This is a genomic window from Actinokineospora sp. UTMC 2448, assembly GCF_024760565.1.
Classification (GTDB): domain Bacteria; phylum Actinomycetota; class Actinomycetes; order Mycobacteriales; family Pseudonocardiaceae; genus Actinokineospora; species Actinokineospora fastidiosa.
In genome coordinates, this window is sequence record NZ_CP031087.1 from 449,803 (window position 1) to 464,450 (window position 14,648).

Annotated in this window: 15 protein-coding genes and 1 riboswitch; of the genes, 5 read left to right on the plus strand and 10 right to left on the minus strand. The window is 73.2% G+C overall.

Annotation, left to right across the window (positions count from 1 at the left end; translation table 11 throughout):
• Window positions 1-118: 118 nt before the first annotated feature.
• A complete protein-coding gene (locus Actkin_RS02260) occupies window positions 119-541 on the plus strand; it encodes a MarR family winged helix-turn-helix transcriptional regulator (protein ID WP_189208649.1) in 423 nt (140 codons plus the stop codon).
• Here the strand turns inward: Actkin_RS02260 and thiD are convergent.
• The gene (gene thiD / locus Actkin_RS02265; protein ID WP_258905684.1) at window positions 507-1,349 is read right to left on the minus strand and encodes a bifunctional hydroxymethylpyrimidine kinase/phosphomethylpyrimidine kinase; all 843 of its coding nucleotides are present in this window, start codon (window positions 1,347-1,349) and stop codon (window positions 507-509) included. The genes Actkin_RS02260 and thiD overlap by 35 nt on opposite strands.
• Window positions 1,346-2,992, minus strand: coding sequence for a phosphomethylpyrimidine synthase ThiC (gene thiC, locus Actkin_RS02270; protein WP_309569104.1), 1,647 nt, complete (start codon window positions 2,990-2,992; stop codon window positions 1,346-1,348). The genes thiD and thiC overlap by 4 nt, the downstream gene beginning before the upstream one ends.
• Window positions 2,989-3,104: riboswitch (TPP riboswitch) on the minus strand. It overlaps the preceding gene by 4 nt.
• 65 nt (window positions 3,105-3,169) lie before the next feature.
• Between thiC and Actkin_RS02275 the strand changes: the two genes are divergently transcribed.
• Window positions 3,170-3,787, plus strand: a complete 618-nt coding sequence (locus tag Actkin_RS02275; RefSeq protein WP_189208646.1) for a hypothetical protein — start codon at window positions 3,170-3,172, stop codon at window positions 3,785-3,787.
• Here Actkin_RS02275 and Actkin_RS02280 read toward each other — a convergent pair.
• The 4 genes from Actkin_RS02280 to Actkin_RS02295 all read right to left on the minus strand — a co-directional run bounded on the left by Actkin_RS02280 (window position 3,784) and on the right by Actkin_RS02295 (window position 6,036).
• Complete coding sequence (locus tag Actkin_RS02280) at window positions 3,784-4,383, minus strand: LysE family translocator (protein WP_258905685.1); 600 nt, start codon at window positions 4,381-4,383, stop codon at window positions 3,784-3,786. The genes Actkin_RS02275 and Actkin_RS02280 overlap by 4 nt on opposite strands.
• Before the next feature lie 56 nt (window positions 4,384-4,439).
• On the minus strand, window positions 4,440-5,036 hold the full coding sequence (locus Actkin_RS02285; RefSeq protein ID WP_258905687.1) for a hypothetical protein: 597 nt from the start codon (window positions 5,034-5,036) through the stop codon (window positions 4,440-4,442).
• A gap of 83 nt (window positions 5,037-5,119) precedes the next feature.
• Entirely contained in the window at window positions 5,120-5,767 is a 648-nt protein-coding gene (locus Actkin_RS02290) for a LytR C-terminal domain-containing protein (RefSeq protein ID WP_189208642.1), read from the minus strand.
• Window positions 5,764-6,036, minus strand: a complete 273-nt coding sequence (locus tag Actkin_RS02295) for a DUF3263 domain-containing protein (protein ID WP_189210002.1) — start codon at window positions 6,034-6,036, stop codon at window positions 5,764-5,766. Before Actkin_RS02295 ends, Actkin_RS02290 begins: the two co-directional genes overlap by 4 nt.
• A 113-nt stretch (window positions 6,037-6,149) precedes the next feature.
• Here Actkin_RS02295 and Actkin_RS02300 point away from each other — a divergent pair, with 113 nt between their 5' ends.
• A complete protein-coding gene (locus Actkin_RS02300) occupies window positions 6,150-6,719 on the plus strand; it encodes a peptide deformylase (protein WP_189208641.1) in 570 nt (189 codons plus the stop codon).
• Window positions 6,720-6,887: 168 nt separating this feature from the next.
• Here the strand turns inward: Actkin_RS02300 and Actkin_RS02305 are convergent, their stop codons facing one another.
• The 4 genes from Actkin_RS02305 to glp all read right to left on the minus strand — a co-directional run bounded on the left by Actkin_RS02305 (window position 6,888) and on the right by glp (window position 12,626).
• Window positions 6,888-9,119 carry an AAA family ATPase gene (locus tag Actkin_RS02305; RefSeq protein ID WP_258905689.1) on the minus strand — a complete coding sequence of 744 codons (2,232 nt, stop codon included), beginning with the start codon at window positions 9,117-9,119 and terminating at the stop codon, window positions 6,888-6,890.
• 9 nt (window positions 9,120-9,128) lie between these two features.
• Window positions 9,129-10,079 (minus strand): CDP-diacylglycerol--serine O-phosphatidyltransferase, encoded by a 951-nt coding sequence (gene pssA / locus Actkin_RS02310; RefSeq protein ID WP_189208639.1) that lies wholly within the window; start codon window positions 10,077-10,079, stop codon window positions 9,129-9,131.
• Window positions 10,079-10,783 (minus strand): phosphatidylserine decarboxylase, encoded by a 705-nt coding sequence (locus Actkin_RS02315; RefSeq protein ID WP_258905690.1) that lies wholly within the window; start codon window positions 10,781-10,783, stop codon window positions 10,079-10,081. Before Actkin_RS02315 ends, pssA begins: the two co-directional genes overlap by 1 nt.
• Window positions 10,784-11,084: 301 nt before the next feature.
• Complete coding sequence (gene glp, locus Actkin_RS02320) at window positions 11,085-12,626, minus strand: molybdopterin molybdotransferase MoeA (RefSeq protein ID WP_258905692.1); 1,542 nt, start codon at window positions 12,624-12,626, stop codon at window positions 11,085-11,087.
• A gap of 62 nt (window positions 12,627-12,688) precedes the next feature.
• Between glp and Actkin_RS02325 the strand changes: the two genes are divergently transcribed.
• The gene (locus Actkin_RS02325; protein WP_189208636.1) at window positions 12,689-13,303 is read left to right on the plus strand and encodes an AIM24 family protein; all 615 of its coding nucleotides are present in this window, start codon (window positions 12,689-12,691) and stop codon (window positions 13,301-13,303) included.
• Window positions 13,304-13,320: 17 nt separating this feature from the next.
• The gene (locus Actkin_RS02330) at window positions 13,321-14,547 is read left to right on the plus strand and encodes a serine/threonine-protein kinase (RefSeq protein ID WP_258905693.1); all 1,227 of its coding nucleotides are present in this window, start codon (window positions 13,321-13,323) and stop codon (window positions 14,545-14,547) included.
• Window positions 14,548-14,648 lie beyond the last annotated feature (101 nt).

Sequence of the window (14,648 nt, forward strand, 5' to 3'; positions counted from 1 at the left end):
TGCGTTATGTACGCCGAACGCGGATATGTAGATCGATTGGGCTAACGGCGAACTGCGCGGCCGGGGGCTGGTGGAGGGTCGGGTTCGTCCGCTCCCCGGATGCGGCCACAATAACCGGATGAGCTCTGCGGAGACTGACATCGCGGCCCGGCTGTACCTGGCGATCGGGCGGCTGTCGCGGTCGCTGCGGCGGTCCGGCAGTGCCGGGCTCGGCCACGGGTCGATCTCGGCTTTGTCCACTTTGGTCACATCGGGCGAGCAGCGGCTCGGTGACCTCGCCGCGCGGGAGAACGTGGCCGCGCCGACGATGTCGCGGATCGTGGCCGCGCTCGTGGAGGCGGGCTACGTCGGGCGCGAGCCCGATCCGGCCGACCGGCGGGCATGGCTGGTGAAGGCCACCGAGGAGGGCGCGCGGATCGTCTCCGGCGTGCGCTCCAACCGGGTGCGCGACCTCGGCAAGCGGCTCGACCGGCTCACCGAGGCCGAGCTGGCCACCCTGGTCGCCGCTATCCCCGTGCTGGAGTCGCTGCTGGCGGAGTGAGGAACGCCGCCGCGTCCGGCAGCCGCCACAGCGGCGACACCGGGCCGACGCCCGCCCCCAGCGGGTACGCGTGCCGCACCGACTCCACGATGAACGCCTTCGCCGCGCGCACGGCGTCCGGCAGCGTGTTGCCCTTCGCCAGCGCCGAGGTGACCACCGACGCCAGCGTGTCACCGCTGCCGTGGGTGTGGCGCACGTCGAAGCGCGGACCGTCCAGCTCGACGAACTCCGATCCGTCGTAAAGAAGGTCCACACAGGACGGGTCGGTCCACAGGTGCCCGCCCTTGACCAGCACCCACTCCGGGCCGAACGCGTGCAGCGCCCTGGCCGCCTCCCGCTGCCCGGCCCGGTCGGTCACGTCGATGCCGGTCAGCAGCCGGACCTCGTCGAGGTTCGGGGTGATCAGGGTCGCGCGCGGGAACAGCAGCGTCTTCAGCGCGTCCAGCGCCTCGTCGCGCAGCAGCTGGTCGCCGTGCATCGACGCGGCCACCGGATCGACCACGAGCGGTCCGATGTGGACTTCGTCGACAGCGGCGGCCACCGCGGCGATGGTCTCCGCGGTGGCCAGCATGCCCGTCTTCGCCGCCTGCACGCCGATGTCGGTGGCGACCGCGCGGATCTGCGCGGCCACCACCTCCGGCGGGATCACCGTATAGCCGCTGACGCCCACGGAGTTCTGCACCGTCACCGCGGTCACGGCGGTCATGCCGTGCACGCCGCAGGCGAAGAACGTGCGCAGGTCGGCCTGCAGCCCGGCGCCGCCGCCGGAGTCCGACCCGGCGATCGTGAGCGCCCGCGGCGGGGTCACTTGACCACCGGCAGGTACACCTTGCCGCCCTGGTCGGCGAACTCCTCGGACTTGGCGGCCATGCCCGCCTCGATGGCCTCCGCGGAGTCGAGCCCGTGCTCCTCGGCGTAGCGGCGCACGTCCTGGGTGATCTTCATCGAGCAGAACTTCGGCCCGCACATCGAGCAGAAGTGCGCGGTCTTGGCGGGCTCGGCGGGCAGCGTCTCGTCGTGGAACGAGCGCGCGGTGTCCGGGTCGAGCGAGAGGTTGAACTGGTCGGTCCAGCGGAACTCGAAGCGCGCCTTGGACAGCGCGTCGTCGCGCTCCTGCGCGCGCCGGTGGCCCTTGGCCAGGTCGGCGCTGTGCGCGGCGATCTTGTAGGTGATGACGCCGGTCTTGACGTCATCGCGGTTGGGCAGGCCCAGGTGCTCCTTGGGCGTGACGTAGCACAGCATCGCCGTGCCCAGCCAGCCGATCTGCGCCGCGCCGATGGCCGAGGTGATGTGGTCGTAGCCGGGCGCCACGTCCGTCGCGAGTGGACCGAGGGTGTAGAACGGCGCCTCGCCGCACAGCTCCTCCTCCAGCCGCACGTTCTCGGCGATCTTGTGCATCGGCACGTGCCCGGGTCCCTCGATCATCACCTGGACGTCCTTGGCCCTGGCGATGTGCGTCAGCTCACCGAGGGTGCGCAGCTCGGCGAACTGGGCCTCGTCGTTGGCGTCGGCGATCGAGCCGGGGCGCAGGCCGTCGCCGAGGGAGAAGGTCACGTCGTAGGCGCGCAGGATGTCGCAGAGCTCCTCGAAGTGCGTGTAGAGGAACGACTCCTTGTGGTGGGCCAGGCACCACGCCGCCATGATCGAGCCGCCGCGGGAGACGATGCCGGTGACGCGCCGCGCGGTGAGCGGCACGTACCGCAGCAGCACGCCCGCGTGCACCGTCATGTAGTCGACGCCCTGCTCGCACTGCTCGATCACGGTGTCGCGGTAGACCTCCCAGCTGAGCTTGGCCGGGTCGCCGTTCACCTTCTCCAGCGCCTGGTAGATCGGCACGGTGCCGACCGGCACGGGGGAGTTGCGCATGATCCACTCGCGGGTCTCGTGGATGCGCTTGCCGGTGGACAGGTCCATGATCGTGTCGGCGCCCCAGCGGGTCGCCCACACCATCTTCTCCACCTCCTCCTCGATCGAGGAGGTCACCGCCGAGTTGCCGATGTTGGCGTTGATCTTGACAAGGAACTTCTTGCCGATGATCGCGGGCTCGACCTCGGGGTGGCGGCGGTTGACCGGGATCACCGCCCGGCCGATCGCCACCTCCTGCCGCACGAACTCGGGGTCCATGCCCTCGCGCGCGGCGACGAAGCGCATCTCCTTGGTGATGATCCCGGCCTTGGCGTACGCCAGCTGGGTGACGGCGCCGTTCACCGGCTCACGCTCGGCGATCCAGGACTCGCGCAGCCGCGGGAGTCCGGAGTGGACGTCGATGTGGGCATCGGCGTCGGTGTACGGGCCGGAGGTGTCGTAGAGGTCGAGGTGTTCGCCGTTGGTCAGCTCGACCCGGCGCACGGGGACGCGCAGGCCGTCCACCTCGGTGTAGCGCTTGTGCGAGCCCTCGATGGGCCCGGTGGTGACGGCAGGACGCACGGAACGGTCGTCAAGAGCGGTCACGGGGACGCTGTCCTTCCTACGCCGGCATTACCCGGTCAGGTTCAGCGGTCGGCGACACCGGTGTCGGTCGCCCTCTCAGCCCGCCTTGGCGCGAGCTCCCGCGTTCTGGGTTTTCTCCGAGGCCGACCCTAGCCGGCGGGGGGCGTGGCTGCCAAGTGAGCATTAGGGTTGTCGACCATGGCGCGGCCGTACCCGCCGGGAGCGCGGCTCCTGGCCCGACCCGATGCGGTGCGGCCGTGCGCGGGCTGCGGCGACCCGCTCGGCCGGGGCTACCCGACGTGCGCCACCTGCGCCGATGCCGTCGACGCGTACTGGAAGGCCGACTGGGAGGCCCTGCGCGGCGACGACACCGCCGACCGCGACCTGGCCGCCGACGTGCTCGCCGAGCCAGCCGGGGTGTACCCGTGGACGTGCACCGACTGGGCGCTGCGGCTGATCCCGTGCCCGGCCTGCCGCGCCGAACTCGGCACCGGCGACCCGGGCTGCCTGACCTGCGCCCGCGCCGACCAGTCCCGCTGGGCGTGGGACCACGGCGGCATGCCGGTGGCGATGACGCAGAACGAGCACACCCTGCGGGTGGCCGTCGCCGCACTGCGCGCTGCCGACCGCCACCGCGACACCGTGGTCGCGTTCTGGCGGCTGACGCTGCCGTTCCTGCTCGTCGGCGAGACGTTCACCGCGGCGCAGGCCCGGCGCATCCGCGTCCTGCTGCTGGCCGGGCGGGCCGAGGAACTGGCCGAGTCGCCCGGCTACGCCGCGATGACGGCCCTCCCCGACCTGCCCTGGCGCGCCTAGCCCTCGACGGCGAGCTTGATCCCGAGGCCGACCAGGGCGACCCCGGAGATGCGCTCCAGGACCGTCCGCACCCGGGGCCGCTTCAGGGCGTCCATCACCCGCGTGAGCAGGGCGAGGACGAGCAGGTACCAGATCGTGTCGATGACGACCCAGGCGGCGGCCAGCAGCACCAGCACCCACCGCCCGGCGTCCGGCTCGACGAACTGCGGCAGGAACGACACCGCGAACACGGCGAGCTTCGGGTTGGCGAGGTTCACCACCAGCCCCGACCGGAAGCCGCTCCCGCCCGGCGCCTCCCCCAGCTCCCCGGCACCCCGAGCGAGCAGCGCCTTGATCCCGAACCCAATGAGCACGACCACCCCGGCGATCCGCAACCCCTGGTAGGCGATCTCAGAGGCCACCAACAACACCGACAGCCCCAACGCCGCCGCCAACGCCCACACGGCGACCCCGACCTCCATCCCCACCACGGTCGCCACCGCCGCCTTCCGGCCCCCGCGCACGGACTGTCGCAGCAGCATCGCCGTCCCCACCCCAGGCACCATGGCCAGGGTGAACGACGCGACGAGGAAGGCGACGATGCTGGAACCGGTCATACCCGCAGATGGTGCGTGCGTCGGCCGGTCGGGGGAAAGCGGTTTTCACCGACCCCTCAGAACCACGCCGTCCGCACCGAAACCTCGATGACCTCGGGCGAACCATCGGACTGGAAGAACAGCGTCCAGATCTTCGCGCTCTGCTCGACGTCGCCGTATCCGTAACCGTCATCGCAGGCGTAGTTCATGCGCATCCCGCTGAGCGTGGTCGTCGCGCCGCCCATCATCCCGCAGCGCTGGCCGTCCTCCAGCTCGAGGAACCACGGGTTGCCCGAGGGGGGAGCGTCACCGGGCGGCCCTGACGCATCGGACGTGATGACGATTCTGACCGCGTCGCCGCCCGTGGGGTCCGACAGGCAAAGCGCCTCGTCCGATCCGGCGAAGGGCGACACGTAGCAAGGGTCGAGGACCTGCGAGTCCTCCGTGAAGCACCGGCGGGCCCGGGAGTTCGCCGGGCTGATGCTCGACGAGTGGCAGTCGCCTACCGCCTCCTCGGTGATCCGCCACCGCGCCGTGTCCTCCGGGGCGGACATGGGACTGAGGAGGATGACCTCGGTTGCGCGCAGGGGTTCAGATGACGGGTGCCCGACCACTGCGGTGGAGCAGCCGGAGGCACCGAGCAGGACCATCAGCAGAATCACCACACCGCGCACGCAGGCCCCTTGGTCGTCGGACCTGCTGTGCGTCGTCGGTGAAGCGGTAGGCGTTACCCGTTATCGCCGGGCCTTCGACAGCCTCAGCCCTTGCTTGGGGCGCGCTCGGCCCAGTCCTTGGTGACGATGACGATGACGCCGGGGCTGGCGTTCTCGATGCCTGCGAAGCGGGGTTCCACGCGGATCTTGAAGGCGGCGGCGAGGGCGCGGGCGGCGGCCTCCTCGTCGGTGCCGGGGCGGAAGTACACCGTCGTCTCGTGGAGCCTGCCCTGGTGGTTGCCGACCTCCACGACGTTCCAGCCCGCTGCCCTGAGGTCGGCGGCGGCGCGGTCGGCGAGGCCGCTGATGGTGCTGTTGTTGTAGACCCGGACCTGCATGTCCGGATAGGACGGCCGGTTGTCGGGGGAGCCGGGGGCGCCCGGGCCGCCGGTGGTGCCGGGGCCGCCGCCGGGGGCGGTGGGCACGGCGCTGGGCTCGGTGGTGGCCGTGGGGGGCTGGGTCGCGCCGGTCGTCGGGGGGAGCGGGGTGGTGGTGCCGGGGCCGGAGATCTCCGTGGTGGCGCCGGTCGGCGGGGTGGTGCTGCCCGCGGGCAGGGTGATGCTCGTCTGACCGGCGCTGGGCTCGCCGTTGCCGCCGAGCAGCGTGACGACGCCCAGCACGGTGGCGACCGCCGCCACGCCGAGCAGCGCCAGTCCCGCTATCCGCGCGGGGCGCATCGGTTCGGTGGTCATCGGGGCTCCAATCCCAGCCGTCGGGCGCGTCGGGTGGCTCGTAGCCTGCGCAGCCGCTTGACCAGCATGGGGTCGGCCGCCATGGCCTCCTGCGTCTCGAGGAGGGCGTTGAGCAGCTGGTAGTAGCGGGTGCTGGACAGGCCGAAGGTCTCGCGGATCGCCTTGTCCTTCGCGCCCGCGGCCTTCCACCACTGGCGCTCGAAGGCGAGGAAGGCTCGGTCCCGGTCGCTGAGACCGGGGGCCTCGGCTGGCACTTCGGCGGCGTCCATCTGCTCCTCGCGGGCGACTTCGCTGGCGCGTGCGGTCATTACACCACGTGAGCGGGCCAGGTGATCGTCACGTCCCCCGGCGCGTCCCGGTCATCTCCTTCTACCCTGCGGGTATGACAGTTCACCCGATCCGGATCGTCGGCGAGCCGGTGCTGCACCAGCCCACCAAGCCGGTCGAGGCGTTCGACGCCGAGCTCAAGGCCCTCGTCGACGACATGTTCGAGACCATGGCCGCCGCCAGAGGGGTCGGCCTCGCCGCGAACCAGATCGGGATCGGCCTGCGCGTGTTCGTCTACGACTGCCCCGACGACGAGGGCACCCGCCACTACGGGCACGTGGTCAACCCGGTGCTGACCACCAGTGAGGTCCCCGAGGGCATGCCGGACCCGGAGGACGACCTGGAGGGCTGCCTGTCCGTGCCCGGCGAGGCGTTCCCGACGGGCCGCGCGTCCTGGGCCAAGGTGACCGGGCAGGACGTCGACGGCAACCCGATCGAGGTCGAGGGCACCGGCTTCTTCGCCCGGTGCCTGCAGCACGAGACCGACCACCTCGACGGCCTCCTCTACCTCAACCGCCTGGTCGGCCGGAACTCCCGCGATGCCAAGCGCATGCTCAAGGCCAACAAGTGGGGCACCCCCGGCCTGTCATGGGACCCCGCCACCAGCGACGACCCCTTCGCCTGACCACCCGGATGGTCGCATCATCCGGATGATCTGACCATCCCGATGACGCCGTCATATGACGCGATCATCTGGATGGCCTGATCATATGATCGCATCATCTGGCGCGGTCGATCGGATGATGGCATCATCTGACATGACCGCCCAGATGATGCCGTCATCTGGAATTGACTACGCGCGGCTTTGGGCGTATGCCTCCAGGGCTGCCAGCTGCGCGGGGTCCAGTGACGGGCGGACCCGGTCGCGGGCCGTCGCCAGGTGGGCGGCGGTGACGATCTTGGCGTCCAGGGACTCGCGCATCGCGGTGAGCGCGGCCTCGCGGATCAGGGCGGCGCAGTCGGCGGCCGAGTAGCCCTCCAGCTCCTCGGCGTACGCCGCCAGGTCCACGTCCTCCGCCAGCGGCGTGTTGCGCGCCGTGGCCGCCAGGATCGCCGCGCGCGCCTCGGTGTCCGGCGGCGGGACGTAGATCAGCCGCTCCAGCCGTCCCGGCCGCAGCAGGGCCGGGTCGACCAGCTCGGGCCGGTTGGTCGCGCCCACCACGATTACGTCCCGCAGCGGCTCCACACCGTCCAGTTCGGTCAGCAGGGCCGCCACGACGCGGTCGGCGACGCCGGAGTCCGACGACTGCCCGCGCCGGGGCGCCAGCGCGTCGACCTCGTCGAGGAAGATCAGCGCGGGGGCGGCGTCCGCGGCCCTGCGGAACAGGTCGCGCACCGCCCGCTCGGACTCGCCGACCCACTTGTCCATCAGCTCGGCGCCCTTGACCGCGAGCACGTTCAGCTGGCCCGTGCCCGCCATCGCGCGCAGCAGGAACGTCTTGCCGCCGCCGGGCGGCCCGTACAGCAGCACCCCGCGCGGCGGGGCCACGCCGAGGCGGGCGAAGGAGTCCGGGTAGCGCAGCGGCCACAGGACGGCCTCGGTCAGCGCCTGCTTGGTCTCGGCCATGTCGCCGACGTCGTCCAGGGTGATCCCGCCGGTGTTCAGGCTCGACGACATCGACGTCGGCCGGATCGTCTGCACGGCCCCCATCAGGTCGTCCTGCACCACCCGGGGCTCGTCGGCGTCGCGGTCGCGCAGGGCGGCGCGGATCGCGGCCTCCCGGCGCACGGCGATCAGGTCGGCGGCGACGAAGCCGGGCGTGCGCGCGGCCAGCGCGCCGAAGTCCACATCGGATTCCACCGGCACGTCCCGGAACAGCACACGCAGCAGCTCGGTGCGCCCGCGCGCGTCCGGCAGCGGCACGGACAGCTCGCGGTCGATCAGGTCCGGCCCGCGCAGCCGCCGGTCGACGCCCTCCGGGTGCGCGGTCGTGGCCACCAGCGCCAGCCGGGGGTGCTCGACCGCGGCCCGCAGCGCGTCCAGCACGACCGGCGCGACCGGCGGCTGGTCGGCGGCGGGCAGCAGCGCGTCGACGTCGGTGATCAGCAGCACCGACGGCGTCGCGGCCTGCGCGGCCTCGATCGCCGAGCGCACCCGGGCCGCGGCCGCGTTGGGCTCCAGCACGGCCACCGTCGGCGCGGTCAGCTCCACCACCCGGGCCTCCGCGGCGTCGGCCACCGACCGGACCAGCGTCGCCTTGCCCACACCCTCCGGGCCCGTCACCAGCACCCCGAGCCGGGCCGCCGCGCCCAGCCGCGCCAGCAGCTCCGGCCGGGTGAACGCCAGCTCGAACCACTCGCCGAGGGTCCGCGCTGCCTCCCGGGCGCCCACCAGGTCGGTCAGGGGGACCGGGGTCTCGGTCCGCTCCGGCGCCACCACCTCGGCGTCGATCACCTGCTCGGCGGCGCGCGACACCGGCGCGCTCCCGCCCACGGCCACCGCGGCCCGCTCGCCCGTGCGGGCGCCGTCGCGCCAGCCCACGACCGTCGTCGGGTGGACGGTGACCGCGCCGGTCGGCTCGGTCGCGGTGATCGTGAGCAGCTCGTTGGTCCAGGTCATCCCGATGGCGCGGGACAGCTTGCCGCGCACGGCGCCGACGTCCGCGCCCGGCGGCGGGGCCAGGTCCTGCGGCAGCAGCGACACCGCGTCGCCGACGGTGAGGACCTTGCCCATCAGCGCCGACCGCACCGTCTCCGGGGACAGCGCCGTGCCCGCCAGCCGCGACCCCGCGACCGTGACCGAGCGCGCGGGCGCGACCTCGACCGGCGCGACGACGACCTCGCCGCCCTCGGTGACGCCCACGTTGGACATGGTGATGTCATCGAGCAGGACAACCCCGGTCGGACCGTCCACACCGGCCTCGGCGGCGAGGGCGGCGCTGACCCGGGCGCCGGTCAGCCGCACCCCGTCCCACGGCCGCAGGCCCAGCGCGTCGAGCACTTCCGGGTGCAGCCGGACGACACCGCGCCTGCTGTCGAGAGCGGACGGGGACAACCGGACGGTCAGGGTGATCTGAGGGCTCACGCGCCCAGGCTATTGCTCCCGCGAGCGCTGCGTCCGGCGAAGTCCCGTACGCCGCCACGACCGGGCCATCGGCGCGCGCGCCTCGCGCAGCCGCTCGCCGCGCCTGCCGACCGCGCGCCGGGCCGCGCCCGCGACCTTGCCGAACCCCGGCGGCCGCAGCCCCAGGCGTCGACCGTGGGCGCGGCGAATCGCCCGGCGCTCGCGCGGCGGGACGTCCCACGCCTCCGGGTGCTTGGCCAGCCAGTGCTTGCGGCGCACCGCGTACGGGATGTGCAGCAGGTACAGCACCAGCGCGACCGACAGCGCCAGCCACGGGTAGGTGATCACCGCGGCCGCCAGCAGGCCGACACCGACCAGCAGCGGCGCGACGGCGCGCGCGGGTACCCGCACGGTCTTGAGCGACATCGTCGGGATGCGGCTGATCAGCAGCGCCGACACCGCGACCATCCAGACGCTGACCACGGCCTCGGACTGCCACCACTGGCCGTCCCCGCCGACCTGGATGGCCACGATCAGCGGCAGCAGCGCCAGCAGGCCGCCTGCGGGCGCGGGCACGCCGACGAAGAACTCCTTGGCGTACGGCGGCTGCTCGGCGTCGTCGAGCAGGGTGTTGAACCGCGCCAGGCGCAGGATCATGCACACCGCGAAGATCAGCGCGATGACCCAGCCGAAGCGGTTGGCGCTGTCGAACTTCCAGACGTAGAGCACCAGCGCGGGCGCGACGCCGAAGGAGATCGCGTCGGCCAGCGAGTCCAGCTCCGCGCCCATCTTGCTGGTGGCGTCGAGCAGGCGGGCGATGCGGCCGTCGAGGCTGTCGAGCACCGCGGCCACGCCGATCGCGGCGATCGCGCCCGCGGGCTGGCCGTTGAGCGCGAAGTGCACCGCCGACAGGCCCGCGCACACCGCGAGCACGGTGATCGCGTTGGGCAGCAGGCGGACGCCGGGCCCGGCGGGGGCCATCAGGAGGCCAGTTCGGCGAGCACGGTCTCCCCGCCGATCGTGCGCTGCCCCGGCTCGACCAGCACGCGGCTGCCCGTCGGGACGTAGAGGTCGACCCGGGAGCCGAAGCGGATCAGCCCGTAGGTCTGGCCAGCGAGCACCTTGTCGCCGTCGTTGACCGAGCAGATGATCCGGCGCGCGACCAGGCCTGCGATCTGCACGACGGCGAGGTCGTGGCCGTCGTCGGTGCGCAGGTGGACGCTGGTGCGCTCGTTGACCTCGCTGGCCTCGTCGAGGTCGGCGGAGAGGAACTTGCCGGGAACGTGCACGGCGCTGACGACCACGCCGGTGGCGGGGGTGCGCTGGACGTGCACGTCGAAGACCGACAGGAAGACGCTCACCCGCAGCATGGGGGTCTCGCCCAGGCCGAGCTCGGCGGGCGGGACGGCCTCGACGACGTGCGACACCGTGCCGTCGGCCGGGGCGACGGCGATGCCGGGCCGCTTCGGCGTGACCCGCCTCGGCTCGCGGAAGAACCAGGCCAGCCAGGCGGTGAAGATCCCGGCGAGCACGCCTGCGCGGCGGGACTTCGCCCGGACGAGCAGCGCGGCGAGCGCACCGCCCGCGACGAACGGCCTGCCTGCGGGGTGCAGCGGCGGGATGATGCTCTTGGTCAGCGCGACCGCGTGGGCCAGCGCGCCGGGCTTCTCGGGTGCGGCGCTCATCGGATGCGTGGTTCCCCAACGTCTCGACAGGGTTTGCGGCACACGCTACGCCTGCCAGGGCCCGGACAACGCGTGCGCCCCCGACGTCGCACGCGGTGCCCGGACGGCAGCCTGATCCTACGCTTTGCGAACAACCGAATCACTTCCGCTGACCAGCATCTGGACGCCCGCCGCCCCCGCCACAGTCAGATGATCTGAACATATGACGCCATCATCTGGATGATGCGATCATATGACGGCATCATTCGAGCTGACGCTCCAGATGGTGCCATCATATGTTCAGGTCATCTGACCGGGGAGTTCAGTCGAGCAGGACCAGATCGACCTCGTCGCCCGCGGCGATCTCGGCCACGCCGACCGGCAGCTCGATCAGGCAGTTGGACTCGGCGAACGAGGCCAGCAGATGGGAGCCCGGCCCGCCCACCGGAACCACCTCGACCACCCCCGCGTCGTGACGGCCGCGCCGGTACTGTACCTTGTCCGACGGCGACCGCAACGCCTCCGTCGTACGCGCCCTGGCCCGCGGCCGGTCCACAACGGCGTGCCCCGCCGCCCGCAGCAGGGCGGGCCGGACGAACAACTCGAACGACAGCGCCGCGCTCACCGGGTTGCCCGGAAGGGTCACCACCGCCAGCCCGCCCCCGGAATCCCCGGCACCCGACCCAGCCGCGGCGGACCCCAGCGCAGCCGCCCCGCCCGCCCCCCGATCCGGACCAGCCGACTCAGCCGCAGCGTGATTCAGCGCGGCCGACCCAGCCGCCCGGTGGTCCGAGTCGGCTGATCCGGCTGCGGCCGGACCCTCCAGGGCCTGCCTGACCTCGGCCCCGCGATTCGGAGCTGTCGGCCCAGCTGCGGTGGGGCTCAGCGCGGCCGACCCGGCCGCTGTCCCGCGGTCAGGAGCAGCTGGCCCGACCGCTGCCGACCCAGCTGCCGTCGCGCGGTCCGGACCTGTCGGCTCGGTCGCGCCTGTGTGGTGGAAGGCAGTCGAGTCAGCCGGGAACCGGATCCGGCCGCAGCCCTGGGGGCCGCCCGGCTGCATCGCGACCCTGACGAACTCCACGCCGCGGTCGGACAGTGCGTCCCTCACCACCTCGTACGCGCCCGCGCTCACCCCTCCCGAGGTGATCAGCAGGTCGGCGTCGCGGTAGGGCTCGATGGCGGACAGGAAGGCGGGCACGTCGTCCGGCACGAACCGCAGGACGGTCGCCTCGCCGCCTGCCTCGTGCACGGCGGCGGCCAGGAGCACGCTGTTGGACTCGTAGATGCGGCCCGGGGCCAGCGGCTCGCCCGGCGGGGTCAGTTCCGTGCCGGTGGACAGCACGACCACCCGGGGGCGCCGCCGGACCGGCAGCTCGCCCAGGCCGACCGCGGCGGCCAGGCCCAGCCGCGCCGAGCCCAGGACCGTCCCCGCCCGCAGCACGACCGTCCCGGCGACGACGTCCTCGCCCGCGCGCCGGATGTGCTTGCCCGGCTCGACCCGGCCGCGCAGGGTCACCGTGTCCATGCCGCCGTCGGTCAGCTCGACCTGCACGACCGCGTCCGCGCCCGGCGGCAGCGGGGCGCCGGTCATGATCCGCTGGGCCGTCCCCGGCTCCAGCGGCCGCACGTCGGTGCGCCCGGCCGGGATGTCGTCGGCCACCGGCAGCACGGTCGTCTCGCCGAGGTCCGCCGCCCGCACGGCGTAGCCGTCCATCGCGGAGTTGTCGAACGGCGGCAGCGACACCCCCGCCACCACGTCGGCGGCCAGCACCAGGCCGAGGCAGTCGGCCAGCGGCGCGGACACCACCGGCAGGGGCGGCACCAGGGCGGCGACCCGGTCCCGGTAGTCCGAAGCGCTCCACATCACGGGCCCATCTTGCCCGCGTGCGAGACTCCACGGCGCATTCGCTCGGGGGAGGGAACACGATGCAGGTCCGCACGCGGCACACGCAGGCGTTCGCGGTGGCGCGGCTGGTGCTCGCGCCCGGCGAGGCCGTCCAGGCCGAGTACGCCGCCATGGTCGCCACCAGCTACGGCGTGGTCATCGACTCCGGCAGGGGCCGGGGCCGGGCGCGTCCCGCGGTGTTCACCGCGCCCGCCGAGGGCGGCTGGGTCGACCTCGCGCCCGCGCACGCAGGCGACGCGCACGTGCTGGAGCTGGACGGCTCGCAGGGCTGGTGCGTGGCCCGCGGCGCCCGGCTCGCCCTGCCCGTGACGCTGCGCGCCGACCCCGGCTGGGCGGGCTTCCACCCGCTGTTCGGCGTCGAGCACGGCTTCCTCGAACACCTCTCCGGCATGGGCGTGACCGTGCTGGCCTGCGGCGGCGCCCTCGACGCCATCGCGCTCGACCCGGGCGAGGCGATCACCGTCGAGCCCGCGCACCTGCTCGCCTACTCCGACACCACCCAGGTGCGGCTGCGGGCCGTCGACCCGTCCGGACCGCAGTCGCTGCGCACCGGGGACGGCCTGCTGCTCGACCTCGCCGGGCCGGGTCAGGTTCTGGTGCAAACCCGCAGGCCGCGCCCAGCGGCCGGGCGTTGACCGTTACGCTGCCGAGCGTGTCGGAGGATCTCACCGGGCGGCGTCTGGGTCATTACCGCATCGACGGCGTGCTCGGTAAGGGCGGGATGAGCGTGATGTACCGCGCCACCGACGTCCGGCTGGGGCGCAAGGTCGCGCTGAAAATCATCGCCGAGCACCTGACCGCCGACCCCGAGTTCCGCGAGCGCTTCGTCGACGAGGCCCGCAACACCTCCGCCATCGACCACGCGAACGTCGTCCCGCTGTACGACTTCGGCGAGGTCGACGGCCTGCTCTACATCGCCATGCGGCTGGTCGACGGCTCGGACATGGCCAGCCTGATCGCCGACGGCCCGATGTCGCCGCAGCGCACGCTGGCCCTGCTCGCCCAGGTCGCCGAGGCCCTGGACAACCTGCACGACCGCGGTCTGGTGCACCTCGACGTCAAGCCCGCGAACGTGCTGGTCACCGCGCGCGAGTCGACCGCAGAGCACGTCTACCTCGCCGACTTCGGCCTGACCAGGCGCGGCGCGACCGGCCACCGCACGCGCGGCGGGGACTTCCTCGGCTCGCCGACCTACGCCGCGCCCGAGCACCTGCGCGGCGAGCCCGTCGACGGCCGCACCGACGCGTACTCGCTGGCCTGCGTGCTGTTCGCCTGCCTGACCGGCCGCCCGCCGTTCACCGGGCAGGTGCCCGACGTGATCCAGGGCCACCTGCACCGCGAGGTGCCCGCCGTGACCGACCAGGTCGTGCTGCCCCCGGCCATCGACGACATCGTGCGCCGGGGCATGGCCAAGACGCCGGGGCAGCGCTTCGCCAACTGCCGCGAGCTCGTCGCCGCCGCCCGCCAGGCGCTCGGCGCCGCCGCGCAGTCCACCGCCCCGCCCGCGCGCCGCCCCGCAGGGCCGCGCCCGCCGCAGGGCCAGCCGATGCGCGCGCCCCAGCCGCCGCCCCGGCCGCCGCACCGCCCCGCGGAGCCGGTCCGGCTGCGCCCGCCGACGCCCATCGGCGCGTCGGCCTTCCGCGAGGAGAAGACCCGCGCCCGCTGGGTCGCGCCGGTCGCCGTCGGCGCCGTCGCCATCGGCGTGATCGTCGCGGTCGTGCTCATCCTGACCTCATCCGACGGCGGCACCGAGCCCGGTCCGAGCACCACGGCGCCGTCGATCCAGGTCGGTCCGGGCGGGGAGAGCGCGGAGCAGACGACCACCACCACCCCGCGCGCCACGCTGCCCGACATCTCCATCGTCACCCGCACGCCCTGACCCGTTGGCTTGCACTCGCCGTCGGAGAGTGCTAAACACGACGTTGGCACTCGGGCTCATCGAGTGCCAACGAGGTCGGGACGGTGAGGCAGGCCAAAGTC

Excerpts from the sequence above, each read along its gene's own strand:
- Actkin_RS02260 (WP_189208649.1), top strand. The coding sequence starts at position 119 with ATGAGCTCTGCGGAGACTGACATCGCGGCCCGGCTGTACCTGGCGATC.
- Actkin_RS02275 (WP_189208646.1), top strand. The coding sequence starts at position 3,170 with ATGGCGCGGCCGTACCCGCCGGGAGCGCGGCTCCTGGCCCGACCCGAT.
- Actkin_RS02280 (WP_258905685.1), bottom strand. The coding sequence starts at position 4,383 with ATGACCGGTTCCAGCATCGTCGCCTTCCTCGTCGCGTCGTTCACCCTG.
- Actkin_RS02290 (WP_189208642.1), bottom strand. The coding sequence starts at position 5,767 with ATGACCACCGAACCGATGCGCCCCGCGCGGATAGCGGGACTGGCGCTG.
- Actkin_RS02295 (WP_189210002.1), bottom strand. The coding sequence starts at position 6,036 with ATGGACGCCGCCGAAGTGCCAGCCGAGGCCCCCGGTCTCAGCGACCGG.
- Actkin_RS02300 (WP_189208641.1), top strand. The coding sequence starts at position 6,150 with ATGACAGTTCACCCGATCCGGATCGTCGGCGAGCCGGTGCTGCACCAG.
- pssA (WP_189208639.1), bottom strand. The coding sequence starts at position 10,079 with ATGGCCCCCGCCGGGCCCGGCGTCCGCCTGCTGCCCAACGCGATCACC.
- Actkin_RS02315 (WP_258905690.1), bottom strand. The coding sequence starts at position 10,783 with ATGAGCGCCGCACCCGAGAAGCCCGGCGCGCTGGCCCACGCGGTCGCG.
- glp (WP_258905692.1), bottom strand. The coding sequence starts at position 12,626 with ATGTGGAGCGCTTCGGACTACCGGGACCGGGTCGCCGCCCTGGTGCCG.
- Actkin_RS02325 (WP_189208636.1), top strand. The coding sequence starts at position 12,689 with ATGCAGGTCCGCACGCGGCACACGCAGGCGTTCGCGGTGGCGCGGCTG.